The 25,780-nt window shown below is 49.0% G+C and carries 35 protein-coding genes and 1 pseudogene; 6 read left to right on the forward strand and 30 right to left on the reverse strand.

Features of this window, described 5'->3' with window-relative positions; translation table 11 throughout:
- Window positions 1-114 precede the first annotated feature (114 nt).
- Complete coding sequence (locus PCH05_RS14730; protein ID WP_246049586.1) at window positions 115-672, forward strand: GNAT family N-acetyltransferase; 558 nt, start codon at window positions 115-117, stop codon at window positions 670-672.
- A 121-nt stretch (window positions 673-793) separates the two neighbouring features.
- Here the strand turns inward: PCH05_RS14730 and PCH05_RS14735 are convergent, their stop codons facing one another.
- Complete coding sequence (locus PCH05_RS14735; RefSeq protein WP_127603160.1) at window positions 794-2,251, reverse strand: SulP family inorganic anion transporter; 1,458 nt, start codon at window positions 2,249-2,251, stop codon at window positions 794-796.
- Window positions 2,252-2,967: 716 nt separating this feature from the next.
- On the opposite strand from PCH05_RS14735, the gene PCH05_RS14740 reads away from it, so the two are divergent.
- From PCH05_RS14740 to PCH05_RS14750, 3 genes are all read left to right on the forward strand, one after another.
- On the forward strand, window positions 2,968-3,342 hold the full coding sequence (locus PCH05_RS14740) for a hypothetical protein (protein WP_127603161.1): 375 nt from the start codon (window positions 2,968-2,970) through the stop codon (window positions 3,340-3,342).
- Window positions 3,343-3,549: 207 nt separating this feature from the next.
- Entirely contained in the window at window positions 3,550-4,818 is a 1,269-nt protein-coding gene (locus tag PCH05_RS14745) for a glycosyltransferase family 2 protein (RefSeq protein ID WP_246049587.1), read from the forward strand.
- Window positions 4,805-5,944 carry a glycosyltransferase family 4 protein gene (locus PCH05_RS14750; protein WP_246049589.1) on the forward strand — a complete coding sequence of 380 codons (1,140 nt, stop codon included), beginning with the start codon at window positions 4,805-4,807 and terminating at the stop codon, window positions 5,942-5,944. Before PCH05_RS14745 ends, PCH05_RS14750 begins: the two co-directional genes overlap by 14 nt.
- A 167-nt stretch (window positions 5,945-6,111) precedes the next feature.
- On the opposite strand, the gene PCH05_RS14755 is transcribed toward PCH05_RS14750, so the two are convergent.
- From PCH05_RS14755 to PCH05_RS14785, 7 genes and pseudogenes are all read right to left on the reverse strand, one after another.
- Window positions 6,112-6,987: a DUF4097 family beta strand repeat-containing protein gene (locus PCH05_RS14755; RefSeq protein WP_127603163.1), complete on the reverse strand. Its 876-nt coding sequence runs from the start codon at window positions 6,985-6,987 to the stop codon at window positions 6,112-6,114.
- A 129-nt stretch (window positions 6,988-7,116) separates the two neighbouring features.
- Window positions 7,117-7,410: a YolD-like family protein gene (locus PCH05_RS14760; RefSeq protein ID WP_164766652.1), complete on the reverse strand. Its 294-nt coding sequence runs from the start codon at window positions 7,408-7,410 to the stop codon at window positions 7,117-7,119.
- 101 nt (window positions 7,411-7,511) lie between these two features.
- Window positions 7,512-7,989: pseudogene (locus tag PCH05_RS14765) on the reverse strand (2-thiouracil desulfurase family protein).
- A gap of 170 nt (window positions 7,990-8,159) precedes the next feature.
- Window positions 8,160-8,405 carry a hypothetical protein gene (locus PCH05_RS14770; protein WP_127603165.1) on the reverse strand — a complete coding sequence of 82 codons (246 nt, stop codon included), beginning with the start codon at window positions 8,403-8,405 and terminating at the stop codon, window positions 8,160-8,162.
- Window positions 8,406-8,617: 212 nt separating this feature from the next.
- Window positions 8,618-9,058 (reverse strand): F0F1 ATP synthase subunit B, encoded by a 441-nt coding sequence (gene atpF, locus PCH05_RS14775; RefSeq protein WP_164766653.1) that lies wholly within the window; start codon window positions 9,056-9,058, stop codon window positions 8,618-8,620.
- Window positions 9,059-9,333: 275 nt separating this feature from the next.
- Window positions 9,334-10,551, reverse strand: coding sequence for a sialidase family protein (locus tag PCH05_RS14780; protein ID WP_127603167.1), 1,218 nt, complete (start codon window positions 10,549-10,551; stop codon window positions 9,334-9,336).
- Between the two features lie 43 nt (window positions 10,552-10,594).
- A complete protein-coding gene (locus PCH05_RS14785; protein WP_127603168.1) occupies window positions 10,595-10,960 on the reverse strand; it encodes a hypothetical protein in 366 nt (121 codons plus the stop codon).
- 434 nt (window positions 10,961-11,394) lie between these two features.
- Between PCH05_RS14785 and PCH05_RS14790 the strand changes: the two genes are divergently transcribed.
- Both PCH05_RS14790 and PCH05_RS14795 read left to right on the forward strand, forming a co-directional pair.
- On the forward strand, window positions 11,395-11,805 hold the full coding sequence (locus tag PCH05_RS14790; RefSeq protein WP_127603169.1) for a YhjD family protein: 411 nt from the start codon (window positions 11,395-11,397) through the stop codon (window positions 11,803-11,805).
- Between the two features lie 75 nt (window positions 11,806-11,880).
- Complete coding sequence (locus PCH05_RS14795) at window positions 11,881-12,603, forward strand: Ltp family lipoprotein (RefSeq protein WP_371860547.1); 723 nt, start codon at window positions 11,881-11,883, stop codon at window positions 12,601-12,603.
- Between the two features lie 174 nt (window positions 12,604-12,777).
- Here PCH05_RS14795 and PCH05_RS14800 read toward each other — a convergent pair whose 3' ends face one another.
- The 22 genes from PCH05_RS14800 to PCH05_RS14900 all read right to left on the reverse strand — a co-directional run bounded on the left by PCH05_RS14800 (window position 12,778) and on the right by PCH05_RS14900 (window position 25,757).
- Window positions 12,778-13,710, reverse strand: coding sequence for a glycoside hydrolase family 25 protein (locus PCH05_RS14800; RefSeq protein ID WP_246049591.1), 933 nt, complete (start codon window positions 13,708-13,710; stop codon window positions 12,778-12,780).
- The gene (locus PCH05_RS14805) at window positions 13,649-13,930 is read right to left on the reverse strand and encodes a phage holin family protein (protein ID WP_127603171.1); all 282 of its coding nucleotides are present in this window, start codon (window positions 13,928-13,930) and stop codon (window positions 13,649-13,651) included. The genes PCH05_RS14800 and PCH05_RS14805 overlap by 62 nt, the downstream gene beginning before the upstream one ends.
- A 36-nt stretch (window positions 13,931-13,966) precedes the next feature.
- Entirely contained in the window at window positions 13,967-14,362 is a 396-nt protein-coding gene (locus PCH05_RS14810) for a hypothetical protein (protein WP_127603172.1), read from the reverse strand.
- A 140-nt stretch (window positions 14,363-14,502) separates the two neighbouring features.
- A complete protein-coding gene (locus PCH05_RS27915) occupies window positions 14,503-14,631 on the reverse strand; it encodes a CD1375 family protein (RefSeq protein ID WP_281278768.1) in 129 nt (42 codons plus the stop codon).
- 50 nt (window positions 14,632-14,681) lie between these two features.
- Entirely contained in the window at window positions 14,682-15,104 is a 423-nt protein-coding gene (locus PCH05_RS14815; protein ID WP_127603173.1) for a hypothetical protein, read from the reverse strand.
- Window positions 15,105-15,122: 18 nt separating this feature from the next.
- On the reverse strand, window positions 15,123-15,566 hold the full coding sequence (locus tag PCH05_RS14820; RefSeq protein WP_127603175.1) for a hypothetical protein: 444 nt from the start codon (window positions 15,564-15,566) through the stop codon (window positions 15,123-15,125).
- Window positions 15,566-15,889 (reverse strand): hypothetical protein, encoded by a 324-nt coding sequence (locus PCH05_RS14825; RefSeq protein ID WP_127603177.1) that lies wholly within the window; start codon window positions 15,887-15,889, stop codon window positions 15,566-15,568. The genes PCH05_RS14820 and PCH05_RS14825 overlap by 1 nt, the downstream gene beginning before the upstream one ends.
- A 1-nt stretch (window position 15,890) precedes the next feature.
- Window positions 15,891-16,241 (reverse strand): tail fiber protein, encoded by a 351-nt coding sequence (locus PCH05_RS27705; protein ID WP_246049593.1) that lies wholly within the window; start codon window positions 16,239-16,241, stop codon window positions 15,891-15,893.
- A 1-nt stretch (window position 16,242) separates the two neighbouring features.
- The gene (locus PCH05_RS14835; RefSeq protein WP_218030525.1) at window positions 16,243-16,791 is read right to left on the reverse strand and encodes a putative phage tail protein; all 549 of its coding nucleotides are present in this window, start codon (window positions 16,789-16,791) and stop codon (window positions 16,243-16,245) included.
- Complete coding sequence (locus PCH05_RS14840; RefSeq protein WP_127603181.1) at window positions 16,784-17,830, reverse strand: baseplate J/gp47 family protein; 1,047 nt, start codon at window positions 17,828-17,830, stop codon at window positions 16,784-16,786. Before PCH05_RS14840 ends, PCH05_RS14835 begins: the two co-directional genes overlap by 8 nt.
- Entirely contained in the window at window positions 17,814-18,227 is a 414-nt protein-coding gene (locus PCH05_RS14845) for a DUF2634 domain-containing protein (RefSeq protein WP_164766654.1), read from the reverse strand. Before PCH05_RS14845 ends, PCH05_RS14840 begins: the two co-directional genes overlap by 17 nt.
- Window positions 18,228-18,265: 38 nt before the next feature.
- Window positions 18,266-18,529 (reverse strand): hypothetical protein, encoded by a 264-nt coding sequence (locus PCH05_RS14850; protein WP_127603185.1) that lies wholly within the window; start codon window positions 18,527-18,529, stop codon window positions 18,266-18,268.
- The gene (locus PCH05_RS14855; protein ID WP_127603187.1) at window positions 18,530-19,498 is read right to left on the reverse strand and encodes an XkdQ/YqbQ family protein; all 969 of its coding nucleotides are present in this window, start codon (window positions 19,496-19,498) and stop codon (window positions 18,530-18,532) included. It lies immediately after the preceding gene.
- A 15-nt stretch (window positions 19,499-19,513) separates the two neighbouring features.
- Entirely contained in the window at window positions 19,514-19,942 is a 429-nt protein-coding gene (locus tag PCH05_RS14860) for a hypothetical protein (protein WP_127603189.1), read from the reverse strand.
- A gap of 13 nt (window positions 19,943-19,955) precedes the next feature.
- Window positions 19,956-22,112 (reverse strand): phage tail tape measure protein, encoded by a 2,157-nt coding sequence (locus tag PCH05_RS14865; RefSeq protein WP_127603190.1) that lies wholly within the window; start codon window positions 22,110-22,112, stop codon window positions 19,956-19,958.
- Window positions 22,113-22,314: 202 nt separating this feature from the next.
- Window positions 22,315-22,722, reverse strand: coding sequence for a phage tail assembly chaperone (locus PCH05_RS14870; protein WP_127603192.1), 408 nt, complete (start codon window positions 22,720-22,722; stop codon window positions 22,315-22,317).
- A gap of 58 nt (window positions 22,723-22,780) precedes the next feature.
- Entirely contained in the window at window positions 22,781-23,200 is a 420-nt protein-coding gene (locus tag PCH05_RS14875; RefSeq protein WP_127603194.1) for a phage tail tube protein, read from the reverse strand.
- Window positions 23,201-23,218: 18 nt separating this feature from the next.
- Window positions 23,219-24,295, reverse strand: a complete 1,077-nt coding sequence (locus PCH05_RS14880; protein WP_127603196.1) for a phage tail sheath C-terminal domain-containing protein — start codon at window positions 24,293-24,295, stop codon at window positions 23,219-23,221.
- Window positions 24,296-24,298: 3 nt separating this feature from the next.
- The gene (locus PCH05_RS14885) at window positions 24,299-24,736 is read right to left on the reverse strand and encodes a phage tail terminator family protein (RefSeq protein WP_127603198.1); all 438 of its coding nucleotides are present in this window, start codon (window positions 24,734-24,736) and stop codon (window positions 24,299-24,301) included.
- Entirely contained in the window at window positions 24,737-25,168 is a 432-nt protein-coding gene (locus tag PCH05_RS14890) for an HK97 gp10 family phage protein (protein ID WP_127603200.1), read from the reverse strand.
- A complete protein-coding gene (locus tag PCH05_RS14895; RefSeq protein ID WP_127603202.1) occupies window positions 25,165-25,494 on the reverse strand; it encodes a phage head closure protein in 330 nt (109 codons plus the stop codon). The genes PCH05_RS14890 and PCH05_RS14895 overlap by 4 nt, the downstream gene beginning before the upstream one ends.
- Window positions 25,491-25,757 carry a head-tail connector protein gene (locus PCH05_RS14900; protein ID WP_127603204.1) on the reverse strand — a complete coding sequence of 89 codons (267 nt, stop codon included), beginning with the start codon at window positions 25,755-25,757 and terminating at the stop codon, window positions 25,491-25,493. Before PCH05_RS14900 ends, PCH05_RS14895 begins: the two co-directional genes overlap by 4 nt.
- Window positions 25,758-25,780 lie beyond the last annotated feature (23 nt).

Below are 25,780 nucleotides of genomic sequence, written 5' to 3' on the forward strand. Positions count from 1 at the left end.
GGGCGTACTTTGAGGAGCAGACAAACAAGCCTGATTTTGACTTCCGCCTCTGGCATTTGCGTCCTTCCCTGCGACTTCTTACAATAGGATCATATGGCGACGGAGGGGGAAATCATGAATATGAACATAACGAAATGCACCATTACGAAGGAAGAGGTCCAGCCGGGAATCCGTGCATATCAAGCGGAGCCGGCCGATAAGGAAGCCGTAAGCGCGCTGATGGTCCAAGCCGCGGCCTGGCTGCAGGGCAAAGGCTCCAAGCAATGGCATGAGCTGCTGGTCGGGGAAGACCGTCATGGCGTATCGGCCGCTGTAGACCGCGGCGACGTCTTTATCTTCAAGCAGGAAGGGGTTATTGCCGGAATGGTCATTCTCCAGCAGCATGCGAGCGCTTGGGATTACTCGCTATGGGGAGAAGAGGGGCATGAATCCGCCGTTTATCTGCATCGGCTTGCCATCAACCGCGAGTTCGGCGGCAGACAGCTTGGCAATGCGATCCTGCGTTGGGCGGAGAATGGCATCCGTTTTCCAGGCAAGGATCGCATCCGTCTCGACTGCATCGCATCCGTCCCCGCCCTCAACCGCCTGTACAGCGGCGCCGGCTTCGATTATATAGGGCAAACGGAAACCGGCTATAACCTGTATGAGAAGATGCAGCCTCCCATGCAATAAGCCGTCACTCAGATACCTTAAAAAGGCGGGCTCCGATCCACTCGGAGCCCGCCTTTTCTATTCACTTCACTCCTCACACATGCGGCCGCAGCGAAGCTCTGCTCCATCTGCAGTGTTGGAACTATGAATGGGATGAATCCAATGTAAGACCGATTTGGTCCATCAGACGCCGGCTTTCCGGATTGATCCCCTTTACGGCAACCCGTTTACCCAAAGCTTCATATTTGCCGGCCACTTTGGAAAGGGCATTCGTTGCCGATTGGTCCCACAGATGAGAATGACTGAAATCGATCACGATTTCATCCGGGTCGTTCTGGGCATCAAACAGCTGAATGAAATGCGACATCGTGCCGAAGAACAGCTGTCCCTCTATCGTATATACCTTCATCCCTTTGTCGTTGATGACGGCATGAGCATGAATCCGAGCCATTTTCCAGCCAAACCGGAGCGCGCTCAGAATGACGCCGGCAATAACGCCCAGCGCCAGATTCGAGGTGGCGACCACAATCGCTACCGTAACGATCATCACGACAGTATCCCCGATCGGCACCTTCTTCAGTGTCCGCAGAGAATGCCAGTCAAAGGTTCCTACGGACACCATAACCATGACGCCGACGAGTGCAGCCATCGGGATGACCTTCACGACACTCCCCAGAACGATGATCAGGAACAGCAGGAACACGCCCGCCACAAACGTGGAGAGCCGGGAGCGCCCGCCGGATTTCACGTTGATCACGGTCTGTCCGATCATTGCGCAGCCGGCCATCCCGCCGAAGAAGCCGGTGATGATATTGGCGATGCCTTGGCCTTTAATCTCGCGATTCTTGTTGCTGCCTGTGTCCGTCAGCTCATCCACCAGATTGGCTGTAAGCAGCGATTCCGTCATCCCGACTACGGCCAGAGCCAGCGCATACGGAAGCACGGTCAAGATCATGTGAAACGATAAAGAGACGTCAGGAATATGGAATGAAGGCAGGGTCTGAGTGATCGCTCCCATATCGCCTACGGTTTTGACATCGGCATGCGTCAGCACCGACACGATCGTCATGATGATAATCGCCACCAAAGCTGAGGGCACCGCCTTCGTCAGCAGCGGAAACAAATAGATAATCAACAGCGTTCCGGCAACCATCAGGTACATCACCCAGGTCGCATCCACGAAATTCGGAAGCTGCGCCATGAAAATAACAATGGCGAGCGCGTTGACGAAGCCGACGATCACCGGCTGCGGCACAAAGCTGATGAATCTTCCGAATTTCAGCGCCCCCATTACCCATTGCAGAATCCCCGTCAACACGGTCGTCGCAAACAAATATTCAATTCCGTACTTCGCGACAATCGGACCCATCAACGATGCCATGGCACCGGTCGCCGCAGAGATCATGCCGGGACGTCCCCCGAAGAACGAAATCGAAACAGCGATCAGAAAGGATGCATAGAGTCCGACCATCGGGTCTACCCCAGCCATCAGTGAAAATGCGATCGCCTCGGGAATGAGTGCGAAGGCAACGGTCAGTCCGGATAATAAATCCCTTCTGACATTGCTAAAGAAACCTTGTTTAATCCAATCTAAAAACAAAGAAACAACTCCTTCTATGATGTTTGGTATGATAGGTCCGCTCGTCTTTCTTACGCTGCTTCCATAATGCTTTTGGCGCCCCACTCTCAGGTTTGCCGGGTCCGATATGTTCACTTTTTACATTATAATCATGGAAAGAGCCATTTCCAAAACAGCATGTAGGCGATTAAAGAGGGCATTATCATCTCTTTCCTTGCACATTCTCTTTCTTCATTGCCATTTCGGCCTGAGATGTCACTTCACGCCATGATCCAGGCATACGGGGAGGGTTCTGACAAGCCAATCCACACTTTTTTCGAAAATGAGGCGTTCTTCCTGCTGCTCGTATCATGAGAATTCTATCGCCTCTTGAATATATTAGTAGAAACGAAAGTGATCTCTAGCATTTTCGTTTACACCGCCATCCTCTAGTTCTACCCATCCTCCTTGCTTGGCAAAAAGCTTGCGGCCCGCTCACGCAAGCTTTTTGCGTTTTGATCCGTCTGGCTCTACAACGTTAGTCGGATCCTCCTCATCTGTCTCTTCGCCCTCGCAACCTCCGTTCGTAAATACGCAAATGATCTATTATTCTTGTCTCGAAACATTATGATTTCGTTGAATATACTATTGCTAGATAAATTGAACTAAAGCGAGAGTATCGATCTCTCCTGCATAACCATGAGGGAAGCAGAAGCTTTCGTTCATTTTATTAGAAAGATACGAAGGGAGTGATCGCCATGCCTTTTACTACTGGAATCATCACCAGCACAAGGGCAGAGGGAACCGCCGCAACCAACGTTGTAGTCAGTGTCCGTAACGTGGATACCAGCGATGCCACCGTCGTCGTGCAAATCTTTGGTGTCCCTTGGTCTAATCTGGTTTTGACCCCGCACTATGTCACATCCTATGTTATCCCTGCCAACTCCTCCGATATCCGTGAATTCTATATTGCGGGCAACGTGGCTTATGAAGTACAAATCAACAACCTCAGTCCTTCGGTTGAAGTTGCCTTCTCCACGTACGGGATCGATGAATTCGGCAACATTGTAGAAGAGCAAAGAGTACTGAACTCGGAATTGACACCTATAGCAGCCCTATCTCCCGTTTCATAAGTAGCGGCATCCCCGAGGATTGAAGGCAGCCAGATCGGAGGAAGCCCCGGCAACCCCCTGTAACATCATGATCCACCAGTATGATGCTTCGCTCATGCGGCTCATAGGATTCCTTGAACGCCATAAGAAAGCCTGCGCTGCTCCTCCGCAGGCTTTCTTATTATTTTTGTTTCATGACATGGTTAACCGCACAGTCAAAGCCTAATTTTGAACGATACAATAGCTGTATATCTGACGGAAGTGGTGAATGCCTTGACGGATGTGGGAATTGTCATGCCAGTCTACAAACAGAAGCCCGAGTTTCTGAAAGCAGCGCTTGAATCTGTGTTGAGCCAGACGCTGCCTCAGTTCCGTCTCATCATCGTCATTGACGGAGCTCCTGAAATGGAACCTCTCGTCCGACTGTTCACGAAAGATGATCCTCGTACAGAAGTCATTTCCTATCCGGAAAATCAGGGGGTTCCTCATGCGCTGAATACCGGCTTTGAGGTGCTGTATCAAGATCCTGCGATCCTGTATCTCACCTGGGTATCCAGCGATAACATATACAGGCCCGAGTTTTTGGCCGTTCTCCGTTCCGCTCTCGCTAAAGGCCCTGACGAACTGGGGCTTGCCTACAGTTCATTCCAAAACATTGACGACCGGAATACCCCTTTGTATGATGAGGCATCCTTGGCGGCGCTGCGCCAATACCAGGGGCGGCCGAAAGAGAAGCTGCTTGATTCCTCCATTATCGGAGTTTCTTTTATGTATAAAGCGGTATATGCCAAAATGGTACAGGGCGGCTACAGCCTCGCGCCTGTGGAGGATTACGATTATTTTCTAAAACTGACCGATCACTGCGACATCCGGTACATCCCGGTCGAGCTGATGGATTACCGGGTGGATTCCACCTTCAGTGTCTCGGCACAGCTGAAATCCGTCGATGCCCACAGGTACTGGCGGTACACCTATCACCTGTCCAGACATATGGCCAGAAGCCGCAGGGGCATCCCGCCTGAGATTACGGTTCTGTTCCCTCTCCGGGAAGCTACCCCCGCTGCCATTGAAAGAATCGAAAATCTGTATGAACAAACCTTCAGCAATTATATATGCTGCGTGCTTGATCTTTCGCCGGACCAGCAGGTCAGCGCCTCGCTTGGCCAGATCGCTCATCCGACGACGCTTTTCGAATGGCATCCTTCCCTCACGGCCGCCGAAGCCTTGAGAACCCGCATATTTCAATGGCAGACCCCTTACGCCATCGTGCTTGACCTGAATCCTTTTGTCTATGTGACGGACCTGGAAATTCTGCATCAGCAGCTGGCAAAATCACCGTCCTACGCATTGGCCAGCTGTTATTCTCCTGACTATAAGGACATCGGATTTCGTACCGGGCTTCTGGCAGCCCCGGTTCGAAGTAATGAGCTATTCCATACGCAGGCGCTTTCCGACCTGCTTACCCAGCATCCGGCGCCTTTGGGTGAGCTGCCATGAAGATACTGTTTACTTTTTTAACCCGAGCGGCGGCATGGAGACCTTGAACCGGATTCGAAGCAAAGCGCTGATGGAACGGGGAATCGAATCGCATCTGCTGTACAATTTGGACGGAGAAGGACGCCAGAACATCAAGGATATCCCTACCTTCGTGACCAGCGATCCGGATACGATCCGCAAGCTCATAGAAAAGGAAAAATACCATGCGATCATCATATGCTCGGACATTCACATGCTCATCCAAATCAGCAGCTTTGGTTACGACGGACGCCTCATCTTTGAACTTCAAGGACTGGGAACACCGGAGGAAGCCCTGCTTATTCTTCAGGATTTCAAAGAACACATCCAGCGGCATGCCGATGCGCTGCTCTATCCCCAGACCGCGCATCTGCGCCAGCTTATACGGTCTTTCTTTCCCGATATTCCGCAATATTGCTTTGACGACCCGCTCGACACCCGGAATTTTGGATATACCGCCTATCCGCGAAAGCCATTTCCCGTTATCGGCTGGATCGGACGGATTCAGGTTAACAAAAACTGGCGGGAATTTCTGCTGCTGGGGCAGCGCCTCCTTAAGCTGTACCCCGGGCTGTACCTGTGGCTCTTCGATGACGACACCTTGTCTGACAGCGCCGAACTGGCCGGCTACCGCCAAATGCTTGCCGAAGATCCTCTTTTATCCTCACGGCTCATCCGCTATTCCAATATCCCGCATGAGCTCATGGCCGATTATCTCAGCATCATCGGAGATTCCGGAGGGATGCTCATCTCCACCTCCATCCGCGAGGGGTTCGGATATGCGGTCGCTGAAGCCATGCTTTGCCGCTGCCCGGTGCTTTCTACGGACTCCGGCGGCGTAAGAAGGTTTATTTTTCATAATACAACCGGTAAATTCTATACGCGCGGCAATCTGGAAGAAGGGGTTGCGGAGGCTGTTTCGTTGATGTTAGATCCCCTGTTAAGAAAACAGCTGGTCCAAAATGCCGAAGCGCATATCCGTAAACATTTTTCCGCGGATTTATATGCGGAACGCTTCATCGCCATGCTGAGTGGACTTGAGGCAACTTCTCCCTTCTTCGCACCGGATTATGGCTCAGGACCCGAAGCGGCTGACGGTAATGAATAAGAAATTCATGCACAACAAATAAGCTGCTCCGGAGGATATCCCGGAGCAGCTTATGGATGGGCTTGGTGCTTGCTATAAGGTTATGCGAGAAGCGAAGCTGTGGTGTGGACAAGCATTCTCAGGAGTTCAGATTGGCCAGTTGTTATTTCTGCTTGAACCCTGTTTCGTTACTCGACGGAAATCGCCCCGACCGACGAGGACAGCGTAATCTGCGGTCCGCCTCCGTTGATATCCGTTTTGCCTCTGGAACCGCCGGAAATGATGCCGAGGTCACTATCCAGCTTCAGCGTGCACGCCAGAGTATCCGCAAGCTTCGCATGGATGCTGCCAACATTGGTTTTAGCAATTAAACTGCTGTCTTTTTCCATAGCGCTGATTCCGATCTGGACGCTCCCCGCCTCCGATTTGATGCTGGACTTGCCTGCCAATTGGGCGTCTTCAACCGCGATTGTGCCTACATTATTATTAACCCGATACGTCCCGTTCAGATGATTCATCGTGATACCGCCTACATCGTTGGCAATATCAAAGCTCTTGATCGCCGCCGGAATCTGGATCTCATAATCGATCAGGAATTCCGAATATCCGTATTTGGATTCCGCCCATTCCCATAGATCGCGTCCCGGATCCCCTTTCGGATTCGTGACGATCTCCAGCTTGCCGTTCTTGGCGACCAGTGACGTCTCCGCATTCTCCACGATGCTGCGGTACGACTTTTCATTCAAAAACCAGATCGTCGTCTTCACGGACGCGGTCTGACCTGCCCCCGGCACTATGCTGATGCTCCCTACTTTATGATCGATCCGAAGCGCGGATTCGGAGCCGACTTCACGCTCCGCGGTCCATTCGATATGCTGGCCGCCGCTCTTGATGCGGTCTGTAATGCCGTTCACCTTTCCCGCCACCGAATCGCCTGCGGCCTGCGCTACTTCATGCGCGTCCTGCCTGACCTTCTGTGCGGCATCGTTCACCGTGTCGCAGCCGGCAAGCAGCATGACCGAAAGCATCGCCGCGGCCGCTGCCTTTATGTAAAAATTATGCATTCATAAACCCTCCATCTATCCCTGGTTATATATGGTATTCATTATAAGGGTTCACATCCTGGAGAACACCTAGCCTGAGACCAGGGGGGTCCTGGACCTTAGTCGGGGATAGACGGGATCTTAGCCTCCCTAGGCTTCCTGTACCGACCGGATATCCTCGAACCGGATCCATTTCCAGTCGTCTTCCTCTCGGAGCTTGATTTCCTGCAGATATGTATTAATTACCGTCACGAACCCTCTCAGGCGACTTGTGCCTTGCGGGGTATCTACCGTCAGAGTCATTTTCACATGCTTCTCAAGCGAACGGGAAAGCTTCCGTTCCAGGGCCGGCCAGTTCTCTTGATCCTGAACGGCGGCTGCCGGTCCCGAAGCATTCCATGCCGGTTCTGAAGCCGTCGAAGGGGATGGATGCGGTTTGTTCAATATAATCATCTCCCAATGCATTGTAAGAACAAGTGTTCCTATTATACCCTTAAATCATCCCTGTTGGCAATGTGAAAAAAGCCCTGAATGAGCACTCCGGCTCATTTCCATTCCCCGCCTTGCTGAAGCCTGTCCGCAAAATGCTCTTCCGAGACGACCGGAATGCCCTCACGCTCCAGCAAAGCCGCGGTTACGCCGCTTCCGGGTATTTTCCGGTTAGCGAACCGTCCGTCGTAGATCATGGCACTGCCGCAGGACGGGCTGTATTCCTTCAATACGACCATCGTCGCACCAAGCTCGCGAATCTTCTTCAGAGCCGCGTACGCGCCTTCGATATACATGGCGCTGACATCTCTGCCGGATTTCTCGACGACCCGGGCCCGTCCGTCAAGCACGTCGGCTCCGGTTCCGCCCTGAATTTCCGCCGGCTCTCTGGGAGTCACGTAGCCTCCCATCAGTTCCGGACATACCGCCACCGCCTTTTTTTTCCTCCACCAGCCGCTGGATCACATCCTGCAAGGAATGCGTCCCGTTATACCGTACTTTCATTCCTGCCAGGCAGGAACTGACAACGATCACATGTATCACCTCATGAAGCTATTATACAGGATGTTGGACCTCGTAAGCTCGTGAACGACGCCAGATATGATATTTTATTCATAAAAAAAAGCACGGTCCATCCGAGGATGAACGGCGCTTTTATGAACGTTGGATGACCTATTCCGCATTGGATCCACATATCTGTTAACTCAACTGCGATCCGGGATCTGCTTCTCGCTATCCTTGTCGAAGCCGGGCTCATACACGCTGAAAAAGGAAATGCTCGATGTTTTTACATGATGCGCGTTGAGATCGACCCATTCCTCGCTCTTCAGCCTCGAGATCACACCAGGAATGTCGTCCGAAATAATATTGAGGGACTCTCCGCCCACAAAATGAATCGTAATGGTGCTGTCGCTCATCGCTTCCACCTCCAGAAAATTGGCTTGCTGCATTCATTCCACTCAAAAACATGATGCCGGCCAAACCATCGTGCCTTTGATGTACATCAAGGAAGTATTCCCTATTCCCCTATATCTTATTTACACGGATAGGAAGCAAGGCAATCTGCGGCTGCTGCGAATCGTATAAAAAGCCGCGGGGAACGCGTTCCCTGCGGCTTTTTGTCATTGTGACGATCCAATCGAAAAACGGTTATGTAAGGTTCTTAATGAACACGCCCGGGAATCAGCTTCTTCACAATCTGATGGGATAGCTCCTCTGTTTCGCCTTGTATGGCCTCAATCGCTCTGTCCTTCTCTGCTTCGATCTCCACCGAGGCTTCGGCGATATACTGATTTGATTCCTCTCTTGCTTCCTTGATTACCTGCTCCGCCTCCGCGGCACTTTCTTTGAGCGCATTCCGGATGAGCACGTTTGCCTCCAAAGCAGCTGATCTCAGAACTGCATTGCGCTGCTCCTCCAATTGCTGCATTTCCTGCCTGAGTTCATTCGCCGATTCCAGACGGGATTGGTTCCGCGACTCCCTCTGTTCCATGACAAGAAACAATGGTCCGAATACGTACTTGCTCAAAACCAAGTAAAGAATCAAAAATGCCAGGCCGGCAATAATCGCCGATGGAATGGTTGTCGCACTGAACAAATTCATCTTTTCCGCTCCTTTTACAGTTGTGATGGATCTCATCCACATCCGAGGTGCTGGACAGGCCATATGATGACGATGGTTTAGAGACTCTTCTACGGTACCATAAATACTTCAAAATTCGGATATTTAAATTCAAATTTGTAATTTTTGTGAAATACTTGGCGTCCTAGAGGGTCACCCAAAAAATAAAATGATTTACGTTCGCACGATGAGGTGTGACGTACATATACAGGGTTGGATGTAACATGGCGGCGAGCTCCCAACCCCGCAAATGTTCATCATTGATTATCGCCAAACCAGATATTTTCAGTTCCCGTCCGCGTATCGGTCCAGACGGTGACAAGACGGCCTGTTTGAGGGACAATCGCGTTTCCAATATAGTCGCCGATCAGAGGAAGGCCCGTGACGCTGAACGAAGTGGTCGTGATGCGCGTGTTCACAAACGTCATACCTCCATCCCTGGATGTGGCAAGGTAGACATCGATATTGGGCGGATTGAGACGGTTGGTATAGTAAGAAACGAACACCGCACCATCTGTTGGGGAAACCGTGATGGTCGGGAAAAAGCTCTGGGACCCCACCGGACTGCCCGTAATGGGCATCGGAGTTCCCCAATCCACGCCAAAATTCGTGGAAATAGCAAGGTAAATATCCGAATAACCTTGCCGGAAATCCTGCCACACCGCATAAACATTTCCCCGGGATGTGGGTGCATTGGAAGTGTCCGCAGACATGGAGGGATACGTCAGGCATCTGAATTGGTACCCCGGCAGCGGAGAAGGAGGAACGACCACTGAAGAGACCATGGTTTCATTTTGGAATGTAACTCCGCCGTCAAATGATGTACGAATGTCGAATTCAGAGTTGCCTGGAGGTTGAGTAATCCAGCCCACGATTAGAATGCCGTTCAAGGTAACGGCGATGCCCGGAAACTCTTCAAGTTCGGTGACGGAAGACAGCAGACTGGGACTCATATAAGTGTTCCCCCCGTCAATGGAGCGATTGAAAAATATCGTATTCCCCGGTATAAACTGCGTGTTGTAATCATGAGTATAACCTGTATAGATACTTCCGAAATTAGGACTCGATCCGGCCTTATCGGTAACAACCACCACCTGATCGTCATTGACGAACTGTCCGTAGCCTTGGTTCACAATCACCGGATTTCCGAAGGAAGATGCATTATCGTTAGATATATAGGATACGATCGAGCCGCTGAGGCCATCCGAATCAAAGGCGTGGGCCAATACGACGAACGAATTGGGAAAAAGGTAATCGATATGGGGCGCCTCTATGCCGGCAAACCCGGCAGGCAGCGGCAGCAGTGTCGTACTCCAGGTTGCACCTGCATCAATCGACTTGTACAAACCAATATTCGGCGGTCCTGCGCTGAGATCTACCGCAACCGCCACCATAACCGAAGGGTTGAGCCAATTTACCGCGATGGTCGGCTCAAACTGCGAGCTGGAACTGGGCGAGATCTGTATATTGACCATGGTTACCTCCTATGTTATTCAGAAACCCGCGGTTCCCCATGTCTTAAGGGTTGAGCTGGGCAATTTGAGTGAGATCTTCCTGCAGCACTTTCTGATGAGGAATGACGTTACCGGACGAATCCGTTCCGAATACATTGATGACCGTATCGGTTGGAACGGTGCCCGTTACAAGAAATTGAACCTCGTACGAAGTATTGCCAGCGATGTTGAAACCAAGAATTTGGCTTGTGTTTGCGTTAATCGTCAGGGAACTGGAATACACCAGCGACTTGCTCACCAAGCTGTTCCACACATAGATATGATAAACAACGTTCGAAGAAAAACTAAGATTATCATTGCTGATATTGATGACTAGGACTGTCGCGGGATTCGTTCCCGTATTCGTGATGATCCCCGTCGTTTCCGCCATGAAATCACAACCTCTCAAATCGTTTCTATCACGATATGAACAGCGGCAGCATGTGGTGTGGACGGTTGCGTTAAAATAAAAAAAAGCGCGGTCTCCGATAATCGGAGAACCGCGCTTTTTATAAGGATGCTGGTGAAGGGAATTGAACCCCCGGCCTACGCATTACGAGTGCGAAACCATACGGACTCGCAAGGTCTTATACTGGTTTAGAAGGTTGTTAGATAAGGCGTCTTCGCTTATTAAGGTCTTATAAGGTCTTAAGGATATTTCCATACCGTTAGAAGTTTCGTTAGAAGATTTGTTAGAAGGTAGCTCTGCCGTTATTACAAGGCAGGGCTATTTCTTAATCGGAGATAATGAACCTTACCCATTGAATAATTTTACTATAGGAGCGTATAATAAAAACAAACGTTCGTATTTTTGGGGTGGACACTATGCGGATAGCAATAACAACAGCGGACGAAATACTGGTCAAGCGATACATACTCTTACCACTAATTTTAACGGCCTACGAAAGAGACTTACATATCATCACGGATTCAGGTTTATTTAAATCGCCAGACATATACGCCGAGCTGCTTGAGATCGGACTGAAGGCTGTTACAGAGGATTTGTCGAGTGTACGACTGGCGTTTACAAAAAGAGGCATCAAGGTATATGAAGAAAACCGTTTTAAAGACGGCATACGAGCAGAGTTTTTGTGCCGAGGTTATCACGGTAAGATGTTTCTATCTTGGTCTACACTCACGGCTGAGGCAGCTGTGCTGATGCGTAAGTATTTGGGGTTGGATATATCGAGGTTTGAAAAGGTCACAGCCCCGGAACAGTTCCGTAATAAGTACTAATTATTATGGATATATTTTCCTAGTTCTGATAGACTATAATTGATTTTTTTATTAATCTTAGGGGGAAAAACGAAAATGTGGGCTGCTATTGGTTTAATTAGTACATTGGCTTGGATTGTATTACTTATATTAGGGATTATTGCTTTGTTTAAGAAAAATGGTAAGGCAAAGAAATGGCTGTTTCCAGCTCTGGCGTGCTTCATTATAATGATCATTGCTGTAATTGCTGATCCTAAACCTCAAACAGATCAGGCCAGCAATAAAAATGATTCTGGTACAAAGGCAGAAACTGTAGCAGTGAAAACGGAGACCAAAGAATCCAATAAAGTTGACGATAAAGAAAAGGCAGAGCAAGAAGCAAAAGAAGCAGCAGAAAAGAAAGCACAGGAAGAACAGAAGGCTAAAGAAGAGGCTGAAGCGAAAGCCAAAGCTGATGCAGAGGCAAAAGCAAAGGCCGAGGCTGCGGCAAAACAAAAGGAAAAAGAAGATGCAATCCCAAGGGAATATAAATCTGCACTAAAAAAAGCAGAGTCGTATGCGGAAACTATGAATATGTCAAAGGCAGGCATTTACGATCAATTGACTTCTGAATATGGAGAGAACTTCCCACGAGAAGCCGCTAAATATGCTATCGATAATATTGTATTCGATTGGAAAGAAAATGCATTGAAAAAGGCGGAATCATATGCCGAAACTATGAATATGTCAAATTCAGCCATTTACGAGCAATTGATCTCGGAATACGGTGAAAAGTTTACTAAGGAAGAAGCGAAATACGCGATAGATCATTTAAAATAACACATAAAAAATACCCCACCGACCAATAATGGTTAGTGGGGTATTTTTACCAATGCTATAGGATTGCACAACGGCGCGTCCGTATATGTTGAATTTATTTTACAAAATTATACTACATCTGTAAATACAAAATAAATGTCAGCAGGGTCTTCATATTCTCAATCGCTTGGGAATTTATTTCTTGTTCAAAGCACGCATTCCCACCGCCAAAGTGCGCCAGCCTTCAGCTGTAAATTCAGGTTGTGCAATCAGGCCATTAAGATCCGCCGATCCGAACTCTAGGACGAACCATTTTGGGGCCGGAACCAATTTATTGACCTCTTCCACCTTAGCAATACGTTTGTCCAACGCTTCATAATCCTGTTTCGTCACTTCGTCATTGTCCTTTCCTGTTTGCTTCTTTCCATAACGCGCATACACTTGCTCAACCGTACCGTCAAACTCATTGAGATCCACCGGCCCGGCAATACCTGGGACGCTTCGACCTCCAGTAGGAAGCATGCCGCCTACACTGCCGTCACTGTACTGCCAGAATTCCCACCGTCTCCATCCTGAAGCATCCACGGGGACCTGGTTACTGTACCGAGCGATCCAAAGGGGATATTTAGTCAAACCGGAGAAGTTTTTAATAAACTCCGGATAGGTATATAACATGGGAACTCGTCCCGTGTAACGCTGAACCTCTTCCATAAAGGCTTTAGCAATTGCCGTAATGGCCAGAGCTGTCAGCTTATTTTCATTGCTCTCGTAGTCCAACACAAAAGGCAGATCAAACACATCCACGCCACCGGCGGCCACGATTGCCTTGAAAAATGTCTGAGCTGCAGCCCGAGCCATATCCACCGTCGTCACCTTATCGTCAAGATAATGGTAAGCACCAATCAGAAGCCCCGCAGCCTTAGCGCCTTTGACGTTGGCCAGGAATTGTGGATCCATGCTGTTTTGGGTTGCTTTGATGAAAGCAAACGAGATACCTGACGCGGCAACCTTCGCCCAATTGATTACGCCTTGATGATGGGATACGTCGATCCCCTGGGCGTTGCCCTTATTCCGATTTTGCATCGTCGTCAGCTCCGATCCTGGCTTGCTTAATAAACTGATTCCCATACACAGCAAAAGCCCCGGCAAGAATGCCTTGGATAATCGATTCTGGACTGAATCCCAAAAGCCAGACTGTGAGCAGAATAGCGATCAAGGTGACCACATAGATAATGGTCCAGTCAGGCACATGCGGTGTTTTTTTGAGAGTATAACCAATAATCCAGCATGCAGCCACCACGATCATAAGCCGCGGGTCAATCAATTGCCATATCATGTTCCAATCCATATTTCATCAACCTTTCTCAATTTATAATCTGCCAGGTTACCCCTTTGTAAAAATGTAGGTCACAATGGCTACGATCGTCCCGCCAAGCACAAATTGCAGAAACTGCATCCATTGCTTTTGACTGGTTGTGCGCTCTTTTGCGCTGTCCTGCTGAGACTGCTGGAGCCAATTAAATAGTTTGAGCTCCAAACTATCGATCTTGCCCATGACCTGTTCAAATTGGATTTGCATAAGCCTGGTTGAGTCCTTAAGCTGCCTGATCTCCTCATCGTGCCGGGTTGTTGCCTGCTCGATCAATTTAAACCGCGCCTCGTCCGCAATCGCCGCAGCTGATAACCTAGTAAACTCACCACTCAGGTTTTGCAGTTGTTGCGTTAACTCCTCTTGTTTCGCTCGTAATTGCTCAATGCCAATCACATCTCCTTCCGGCATACCTGCCTTCCCCCTCGTCTCTCTGTATAAAAAGAAGCCCCCGGGGTCCCGAGGGCAAAATAAAAACGCCAATTGGCGTCGGTAATGCTGCGTATTATTGTCCAAATGCGCAAAATAAAAACGCCTATTGGCGTTCTGTCTTATTCGGCTAGGTATCCCAAACCGCTATCTTCCAAGATTTCTTTAACACTCGCTTGCAGGGTCGCTGGTACTTCGTTGTACTTGGTCTTACCCAAGATTACACGCTGTGAAAAAAACATCGCCATCATGTCCTCACCCCCTTTCATGTGTGACATGAACCAATAAAATAAAAGGGATATCACCGATAAACCTGCTGAGCCATTTCTGCGATGACGTCCTCAATAAAATCTGCCCGGTCGGATAGAGCCGCATTCTGGGCCTTAAGCAGGGTGTTTTCGTCTTGTAGTTCTTTAACCTTCTCGGAAAGAGATTTTTCGAATACTGGATGTTCGGGATCAGGTGCATTCGGATCTTTGTAGGAAAACTCAACGCTCATCGTGTCTAAATTTAGACGTATACTCTCTGCTTCCCTCAGATCTTGTTCATACTCTCCTTCTGACAAGTTGATCATGTACACGTCATTTAATGTCAATCCCATTAAAGGGGCGAGATGAGCGAAATCATCTTCAACTGTCGGGATCTCCAAAACATCGCCTTTACGGTAACTTTGAGCAACGAGGTAGCCGTTTGTCTTTTTGAAATACAACCTATTTAAGAACATAGTTGATCAACCCTCCTCTCATTCATCCGCAACCCAGTATATTGGTATTGTAAGGTCGGGGTAATTGTCATTGAAATAAATGTAAAAACCGCTAGCTGTAAGAACCACCCTATTATAGAATGTTACAGAGTTTTGATCCGATCGATAAAAAACTACATTTGCAGTTATGTTATTTCGATCAATATAGACATAATCCTGATCATATCTTTTATGATAAACACCAATATATCCAGGTCTAAATGTTAAGCCCGTCACCTCAAATCTATAGGTGTTTCCACTGTAGAGTGTAGGATACCCTATTCCTTCTGCTGTTTTCCTGCCGGGATCTCTTGTACCCAACTGTTCGCCATCGTCATTAGTGAATGTTTTGCCCTTCAAGACGTCTCCAGGCTGCGCATTCCCACTTCCTCCAGCGCCGTCAATACGGAATTGATCCAATCTGTAGATATCCACTAAAGGCATTAGACATCCACCTCACGGCCGGAGATGTAGTAACATCCACTTAGAGTCCCAGAGACCACAGACGCATATATATTCAGAGAATCACCGGCGTGCATAATTTGGTCAAGATAGGGAATGTGCAAAGTATCATTTGCTTTGATCTTATGGCCGGAAATAATTGAAATGCCCGCTAGCCTTATAGTTAAAAACAAATCAACTGAGCTGCTTGTGTTACTTACTGTAATCGATTTGAAAATAGTATATTTATTTTGTGGAACCGTGTAGTTGTTCGTCGTTGCAGTATCCAGGACACCTTTTAAAAGTCTTTTGCTCACGTCTGCCATCTTATAGCGCCCCCCATCTTCTTGATTCTTCAATGCTTGACAGCCTGTCTGAGACGGCCTTTGCATCGTCTACGCCCTTGGTACCCCGATCGTATGCCTGCTTTACAGCCTTCTCCGTCGCCGCTACATTTTCTCTCGTACCATCCGTTGCGTTGGACAGCTGAACGATCCCCTTATGGTCCAGGGAAGCGTCCGGCACACTGACATTGTCCAGGTCATCCTCAACCGACTTGATGGCAGCATCAATCTTGTCCCAGTTGTCGTTAAGCACCACGTCCACATTAAACGTGTCGCTGCCGTCCGTTTCGCCATCAACCTTGTATAATTTCAAATTCGGTGTATTTGTAGGCAAACTATGCACCTCCTGTTCTTCTGAATGCCAACTTCGAAAATGGAACCTGCTTCAGCTGATCGAACGTCATCACGTTATTGATATCCCGGATGAGCAGATACTTGAAATCATAGCGGATCACCAAATGAGCAGGCGCAATCTCTCGAACGGCGTTTTTCAGATCGTCCAAGTTTTTTGGCACTCCATAAAAACCGTTGAATTTAATGATGATCGCCTTATCGAAGGCAACCTCCACGTTTCCATTGCTGTATGCATCCGCGACGATTTTGATCTGCACCGCACCAATCTTCCCGGTTCCCCGGATCTTACTCTTGATTACGCTGCGGCGGTCGTCCAGCGGCTTCGAAACGTCCGTCTTCAGACCAAGTTCCTTTTCGTAAATCTTCAGCCCCCAGGTGGCCGTGTCGATGTTCAGCTGAGCGAGTAAATCATCCATCTTGGCATCGAAGTTATCCAGGGATAGACCTATCGAGCCGGTCAAGGCACCGATGAATGGATCTTCCCGGACGATTTTATGCAGGCTGCCGACCAGTTCACTTTGGTTATCCAATGGATACCACCCCCAATACCGCGACCTCTTTCCTTCCGACAGCAACGTTATCCGCCGCCCCGTTGAGGAGCAAGCCAGAGTAATCTTCAACGCCAGAACTATTCAGAATGGCCTCCCCGATCCGCGCATAGGAAACATAATCGGATATAAAGGCGACACCCTTCAGATACTCGGCTATGGAAAGTTGAATGTTCGCTAAGACTTCCAAATCCGTGAGGTCGCTTGATTTGGTGACGCTGGCCGTGACATTGATGTCCAAGCCCGATGCCGAAATAACGAAGCATTTCGCTCCAATCGGAGCCTCCCCATTTCCCAGCCCTTCGCTGCCGGGGTCAATATGCTCTTGAACCTTGGCCACAAGGGAAGCCGATGCCGGTTTCCTCTCCTGGTCGATGATAACAACCTCGACCGTATTCTCCCCGCGCTCCAGCGGAAAGACTTTCACCGCCCCAACGCCTGAAATTTCCTTTGCCCATGAGAGATAATGATAGGTGTTGGCGCTCGTGGGTGGCGTGCGGACGGCGATATAGTACCGCTCGCGCAGGCTGTCGTCCGATTCCTCCTCATAGCCGTCCTTTGTCGGCTCCGGATTGGTGACCTGCGTAATCCCTGGAATGGTTACAGGCATTTGCGTTATCATCTGAGCCGGGACATTTCCTGTCGGCCCCGCAATTCGCGCTTGTACGGTTATTTGGCCGGTTCCAACGATGGACTTCTTCTCCTTGGATTCAAACTGTACGCCTGACGGGGTTTCGAACAAATCCCCCGTATTGATTGTGCCATTTCCGGTAACCAGCAACGTGCCTTTGGAATAAGTAGCCAGATTTCGTTCGATCCCCTTACGCTGCTTCACAAAAATATCAAGCAGCGGATAGGTCATATTCTCAACATCCAGCAACGATTCAATCTCATCCAACCGGCCAGCCTTGGTATTGAGCGCAAGGGCTACGCTTTTCAGAAGATCGTAGACCAAGTATCCCTCAGTTTTGTCGTACTGTTCCCCGATGTCGGCCAGGAGCTGCTTAAAAATCTCGTCCACCAATCCTCACCTCGCTTTCAATCCCGTCAACGACTCCCCGGAGAGTGGCCACGCTGAAGGTCAGCTTCGCCTTCCCGTCTTCCCGATCGATTTCGAAATTATCGACACCCGTAATTTGGCTGTGCTTCGTCACCTGCTCCGTGATTTGACGTTTAACCTCACTGTTAATGACGCCAAGCGGTATATCCCGCCTGCCGATGAACTGCTTGATACCGATGCCGAACCCCGTGTCCGCATAGATAATGTATTGATCGATTTCAGTAATCAGCAGCATCGTCACCCATTGCCGGATTGCCTCGTCGTAAGTGGCTTCTATCGGCTTACCGTCCCGGAGGACATATCGTTTTTCCTCAAAATCAAACAAAAACACTTTGCCCAAGTCCGTTTGGACCGGCAAAGTGTCAGAATCAGATATAGGGTCGATTTCCGGAAACATTACCTCCCCACCTTATCCATAAGATAAAAAATTTGACCGCCTGCGGTCGGCAGCAAAATCACTTCGTCGCCTGGCTGCAAAGGGATCTCATATATCCGGTTCGCCACAATCAGGTTCTCCTCATCCAAAATGATCTCGTCACCCAAGGATAATGAGATATTCGGCAATGGAGATATGACTTTGGCGCTCACTGCTTCGGCAGCCGGATCTTCTCCGGCCTTCCGATTGAAGATCGTTGCAAGCTGTACCTCCCATGACTCCAATTAGCTCGCCCCCAATTGCACGGTAACCCGATGAATGCCATTCGCTTCACTATGGTTCGCGCTTGTGATAATGTACCTGCCCTTGGCGCCGATGGTATCCACATCCATATCAATCAATCTGCCCGCTTTGATCTCATCACTGCCCAGCAGGTCAAGCGTCAGTTCCTCTTTGATCCGGTTCAGATCCTTCAGCGTATTCTTTGCAATGTTTCGAGCCTGGGCCTTATTCTTGGCATCCACGGACACGTTTTCCGACAGCAGACCATATTTTTTGATGGATGCCGAATCACTGGCCTCAGCGTATACCTTCGTGGATTCTTCGCTGGTAACCACAACAACACTATTTCGTAAATCGTCGATCGAAGTAGTCCGGGTAGCATTGGACGCCGATAGTGCCGCCGGGAACGATCCGGTATTATCCGCCAGCTTGATTTTGGGGTTAATGACCAAATCCGTCAGCTTCTTGATAGTTAACGTTTGATCGACCATTTCCATGCGATAAGTAACCCCTGTCTCCTGCTTCGCCTGGTCCAGTAATTCCTTGATCACGTCACTGACAGCCTCATCCTTATAAATCTTCGTAACCAAAGTGGGGATGGCCACAATCTCATGCTTGATCCCCACTTTGTCGCAAAGCTTTCGGATCGCGTCGCTAACGCTGGCCTTTTTAAACTGAATGACCACCTTGTTTTTGTTGAGGTACCATCCAAAATCAAATCCGGTTATGCTCTTGCCGAACCTGCCTGACGTCGATATCTGAACGACCACATAATGTTTGATGACCTTTCCCTGATTCAGTAGAGCCACGATGTCTCCCTCGCGGATCACATCGTATTGCTTGAAGTACGGCGAATCATTATAGGCGTAGTTAAATGTGATGTCGTCGCCCAGCGCATCGATATTGCTGGACCAAGCCAAGCTCCCAATCAGCGGAGTAATATTGGTTTTCTTGCCATTCTGAATTAGCATGATTTCATGGCCCATCTACTTCACCACCGGCATCGGGAATTCTTTCAGCTGCAGCGTATAAGGGATGTCTCCGGCGCGATCCACGCCGTAAACAAAAGATTCGATCAAACAAGCCATATTCAATACTTCCAAGTGCTTGCTCGTTGTGATAATCACCCGAATTGGTCTACGGGTTCCTGACCACCTATTGATAAGATTGACGCATTCCCAGCCGTCTTTCTGCTTCTTCGCAAACGGATAATATTTTGTTGCAAAAAAAGATTCAATGGTCAGTTCCTGGAGCCCGCGCAAACCGATCAGATTAAGCTTGCCTACGCCCTTATAGCCACTGGATAGCGCCATCTCTTCATTATCCATTTGAACGCCGGGGAGAGTCATTTCAGCCGGAAGAAACGGCAGCGTCAGCACCTCAGCCATATTGTTATAACTCAGAACGATATCCATGGACTCTCCCCCTTTATTGATTGGATAATGCGAGCTTCAGCTTATTGACGAGCGCACTGCCCATATGATTCAGAAACTCATCATTGCCGATGACATTGCCTTGAACGATAACCGTAACTTCGATCGGACCGAATTGTTTGTTCAGCATTCTATCCGTCTTGTCGGCCGGGATGACTTGACTGCCATTCGGCAGGTTGACTAGCTCGCCGCCGCGCTCGTTGATCTGTGCCAGGCCACCCCGGAAATAGCTGGTACCAAGCGCGAATTTCGGAATAGTAGGGATGCTTACACCAAAATGTCCGCCGCCCATAAAAGAAGGAATATCGACGCTGATCTTATTGACCCTTTCAATGACGCCATTGATCATATCGATAATGCCGTTAATCGGCGCTTTCGCATATGTCGTAATCATCGAAAACTGGCCTCGGAAGACCTCGACAATGCCCTGCCAAGCTCCTTCCCAGTCTCCTTTAAAGACCGATTTGAAGAACTGGATAAATCCATTAAAAATCTGCTTTACACTTGCAATCAGGCCCCGAGTCGTCTCAAGAAAGGTTTGTCCAAGTGGGAAAGAATTCAGCCACGTCGAAACTCCAGTGACTGCGCTGGTAATGCTTGTTTTTATGTTCGTCCAGACGCTCGTCAAGGTGACCCATAGCTGCTGAGCTTTAAGCTTGACCGTATCCCAGTTTTTATAGAGATACACTCCAGCAGCCACGACCAAGCCGATTACCGTAGCGATCCACCCGAACGGGCTTGCCTTGGTAACAAGGTTTAATGCCACCTGAGCGACTGTGAGCCCTCTGGTGGCGTTCGTCCATGTGCTGTACATTTTACTGACGACTCCCACGATCCTCTGCGCAGCGATTGCCGACGTAAGACCGATGACCACAGGTGTCAGCCATTCAGCATTATCCCTCGCCCACTGAATGGAATCCTTAAACCCTTCGATGACTTTGGCACCTTTCGTAAATGCCTTATCAATCAGAGACTCGATTTCAGGAGTCTTACTGCGAAACCACTGGCCGAATTCGTTCAGCTTTGGCAGCACCCGATCCGCTATGGGAATCAATACGGAGGTTTCGAACATGCGGCCAATCCCTTGCACCGCCTGATTCATATTTCCGTATTTAATTTTCCCAATCTGGTCCATTGTGTTTTTCGTCATATCGAACTGGCTGCGAGCGTGGGTGAGGGCGGAAATTGTGTTCTTCTCCAGGTCTTCGAACTGAGTGCCGAAAAGGTTCACGGATGCGGTATTCCTGGCTACCGGGTCCTTTACCTTTTCCAAGGCATTCACGACTTGTCTGAATGCTTTTTGAGCGCTCGGCCCGCCTTTGGCGAAGGATTTCATCGTTTTCGACGCATTGACACCGATAATCTTGTAAGCTTCCACCGTTGACTGGGAGCCGTCTTTCGTCCTTATCCCCAGTTCCTTGATGCTGTCCCCAACCTTGTCCAAGTTGAAGGCTCCACCTTCTAGCCCCGCTTTGAATACGTCAAACATTTCACTAGCTGAGAATCCGAGCGACTTAAAATAGACGCTGTATTCATTTGCCGTATCCAGGAGCTCGCCGGATTTATTGAGCCCTTGCTGAGCGCCCTGAGCCAGCAGGTTGTATGCTTGCGTGCTCGTGATCCCAAAATTTCGCATCATCGTATCCGAGGCTTTGATCGTCTCGGGGATCTCTTCCCCAAACGTATCCCGGTAAGTAACCGCCATCTTGGTTGTCTGCTTCAGTTGCTCGCCCATCTGTCCGGTGACCTGCTTCGCAATCGTCATCGATTGGGCCAAGTCGGACCAGCTTTCTCCGAGGTTCATCCTGTAGAGATCCATGATCTCCTTCTTCATGCTCGCCATCTGCTCGGAGGTTGCGCCGGTCGCTGCCTGCATATTAATCAATGAGGAACGATATTCATTCACAAATTCTACGCTGTTGCCAATAGATAACGCAGCGGTCGAAAGCCCCGTTAATGCAACCCCAACGAATGCGGCCTTTTTGGCTACGTCTGTAAATCCAGATACTGCCCGCTGTCTGAATTGCCTGACATTGTTGCTCAGTAAAGACATCTGCCTGGAGCTCTGTCTTGTTTGGTTGGCTACATTCCGCATCCTTCCTGAGAAACGATCCCGCAGGTTAAGGATGGTATTGATTGTCCTATTTGCCATCTATCCCCCTCCTTTCAGAGCAAAGGAAAAGGGGCCTATCGGCCCCCAAATAGCTGCTTCATTTCCTGAGCTTTTTCTTCGTGCGCTGCCTCCATCCATAGCTGATACATTAGCTTTTCTGTCGTTGAAAGATTGATCAGCATATCATGATCGTGACCCCGTAAGACATAGAAACCAATCAATTGCAGGTCAGGATCATGTTTTAGGAGTTTTTTGCTTTTTCTTTCACCTGCTCACCCTTCGCAAATCCGGAGCGCTCCATGATCAGTTGGGCCAGTTCATTAATCTCAACAGGTGTTAGCAAATGGCGGACAATATCGACATTGTCCTTCACGTCGAACTCATCCATCAGTTCCTGACTTTGGAACAGCTTGACGGCATGATAAATGACAAAGGCATTTGCGTATACAGCATCCTCGGCCGAACTAGAGCCGTCAACCATATCAAAGGTCTTGAACATGATTTTCTCGCCTGGATGTGAAACTGTGATTTCACCTTCCAGGCTATCAATGTAGACCTCTTCGGACCAGTTTCTGGCGGCTTGTTTAGCGGCCTTCTTGGCGATCAGGTCTTTTAGAGTAAGTTTTACATTACGATCATGATTGGACATGTTAATTTCCTCCTGGTAAATAAAAATAGGGACGGATATTCCGCCCCTTTAACTGCACTTACATAAATTCCAAAAATTCATATTCCGCAAAGCTGAGCGGAAGTTCTTCCTCCAAAAGTCCCTTTGCTTCAGACTTCCCGCCGAATTCGCTAAAGGTAATTCCCGTGAATACTGCCCGCTCAGATTTACCAGTAGACTTGTTCGTCGTTTTGGTTACGATTTTCACATCCGGCATAATCCCCGTCTTGTAGGCTTCAGCCAGAAGCTGCGCGCCGCGGCTCTTCGTTTTGTTAAGCGTTATCGTCCCTTCCCCGTCATACCCCATATACTTCTTATAGGTTCGCGGGTCACCGAGAAAGTTCACTTCTTCAAAACTACCTGTGACTTTCCATTCGAAGGATTTAATTTCATCCCAAATTTCGTTGTTGATCCATACCATACAATCATTGCCGCTTACTACGCCATTTGCCTTATCCAAAGCCCCTCAACTCCTTTCTTATTGCAGATCAATTCCGAATTCAAAGTCTTCCATAGCGTCCGTAATCTTGATGTTTCCGCCAAGATACACATTGCTGCGGAAGGTGTTATTTTTCACCGTCTGCTCGTCCCAGCCCTCGGCCTCGGCTTTCCCGGTGGCAATCCAGGCGGCGCGCTGCGCCTCGATGTCGATGTATGCCCGATTGGCAAACGTATTGTCCAAAATATCCTCGTTCGCCAGGGCATCGAAATAACTATTAATGGCCGTAATGAGCAATACCTGATAGTCGTATTTGTTTTTGAACTTGCCCAGGTAATCGTTTTTGAACGTCGCGGAAATATCCGCCCGGATCATATCCATCGTCTCAACGATGACGATCTTCTTAAACTCTTCCGACACGGTAGGCGAAAGTGTGGTCAAAGAGTTAACCCCGCGAGCCACCCGGACGAGGTCATCATCATTAAAAAGAACAAACTCGCCTGCGTTCACCGCTGATTCTACGTCTGCCGGTTCTTCGACGCTAATCAGATCCGCAAGCCCATAATAGGTGCTGGAACGTGTGAGAGGCATGCCTGCAAGCAGACCGAGCAGCCGGGATACGTATTTTTCTCCCGTCAGCTTGCCGCTGGCCGTAGTGACGCTGGGATTCGTGAAGTTCACGATATGCTGGCAGTCCGGGGCTGTTGCGTCGAATACCACGGCTTTCACACTCTTTTTAGCCGTTTCCTGTTCTTTGATATATGCCACAAGATCCGTCTGCTCGTCGTCCTTTCCTTCAGCGAGTCCGATCCAGTTATATTTGCGGCTTCCAATCGCCTTGATGGCGTCGCCAATGACTGCAATGCTATCGGTCGCGACCGGAGCCACAATCACTTTTGCAGCCCCTCCCAAAAATACATCCTTGATATACTGCACATTGCTCACCGTGAATTTTGTAGCATCAATTTGCAGAACCGATGTGTATTCCTTCACTGCGTGGGTGCTGTCCGTGTCATCCTTAACAATCAGGGCGACAATGCCGCTGGCCGAACGCGTTACAAGCGTCGCGGCCAGCTTTTTAAAGATAATGTCGATAGTAGGCAGGCCAATCGCCATAGGTTAATCCCTCTTTTCTATGTTTAGGTAAAGCTCGCTGATTTCTTCGCCGGTTTCGGAGTTGTCCGTTTCGATATAGTAGACTTCGAAGCTCGTTTGCATTACGCCATCAACGATTGTGCTCGTCACTTCTACGGGGTAGACCACGAATCCAGTCTGAACAGCAAAAGCTTCCGAGAATGTTTGTTCGAGTCGTTCCTGTACCTCCAGCAGCTCAATCCGGTTCTTATATCGATCAGACGGGAAATAGTAGACCGTGACCGGAATATTCCGCTCCTTTCCACGCGGGCCATATGCCGCTGTCCGAACGTCACCGAATTCAACAAAAAAAGAAGGGCGGCTAAACCCTTCTTCGATGTCTGAACTTTGGATTGGTATTTCCGGATATATTTCCTCAATCCGAGTATTCACGGCCAGGAGAACATGCTTCAAATCAATCAATTACCTCAGCCCCCTCGCCAGCATTTCGTCCACAAAATCCTCGCAATCCTGAGCGAAGGTATCCGCGAACTCGGCCCGCGACTTTTCAAAAACCTTCTTACCCCGGACAAAACCAACTTCCTGGCCGTCTTTGGTCACATGACGGTGACCGTGCTCGATTAGATGAGCATGCGGCGACGAGTCATATACCCTCACAGCCAGCTCCTGACCTTTGTACCTGTATACTTTCCCGCGCTTGATGCCCTTCAGGTACTTTCCACTTCTGCGCTTCACTAACCGCCTCGCCTTAGCGGCCGTGATTCGGCGCAGCTTATTCCCTTCTTGCTGCATAAACCGGCGCGACTCCTTTGGAAATTGCACGTCGGCCAGATCCAGCAAGCGACCCGTGAAGTCGCTCAGACCCGACAAATCAAAATCATCTTGGCGCGTCATGTAATCACTTCTTCCACAAAAATTTCAAGGGATTCCTTTCGGAAATATGGATTCAAAATGTACTTGATATCGAATCGGTGGCCCTTGAATGTGATCCACATATCCTGCTTGATCAGCTTCCCGCTTCCGTACCTCACCTTGATTTTATGGGTTGTACTGCTCAGCATGGTATCTGCCGCCGCCCGCTGCAATGTCGCCGTCTGCGGAATGATTTCAGCCCACAATTGCATAAATTCCTTATCAACGAATGTGGTTTCCTTCATCTCGTTCTTATCAGGAACCTTCCTCCAGACGGTTATCTTTCCTTTGAGTTGTCCAGCGTTCATGCACTTGTCCTCTTTACACTGAGCTGCACAATAAGCGTATTAATGACGGTTGGGATCTTGATATCATTGTCTGTTACCTCGCGATTCTCATAGAACAAGGATACCAGCATCAGAATCACGGTATTGTACAGGTCGCTTTCTTCTTGATCGGCGACGCCAGCATTTCGCAGATATTGCTTAGCGGCGGAAATAAAGCCATTAATCAGCAGATCATCGTCCTCATAATCCACCCGGAGATAATCCTTCACATATTGAAGGTCCATAGGCGCCCTCCTTCATTTTCCCA

The sequence above is a fragment of the Paenibacillus chibensis genome, from assembly GCF_004001045.1.
GTDB classification, from domain to species: Bacteria; Bacillota; Bacilli; order Paenibacillales; family Paenibacillaceae; genus Paenibacillus_AQ; species Paenibacillus_AQ chibensis.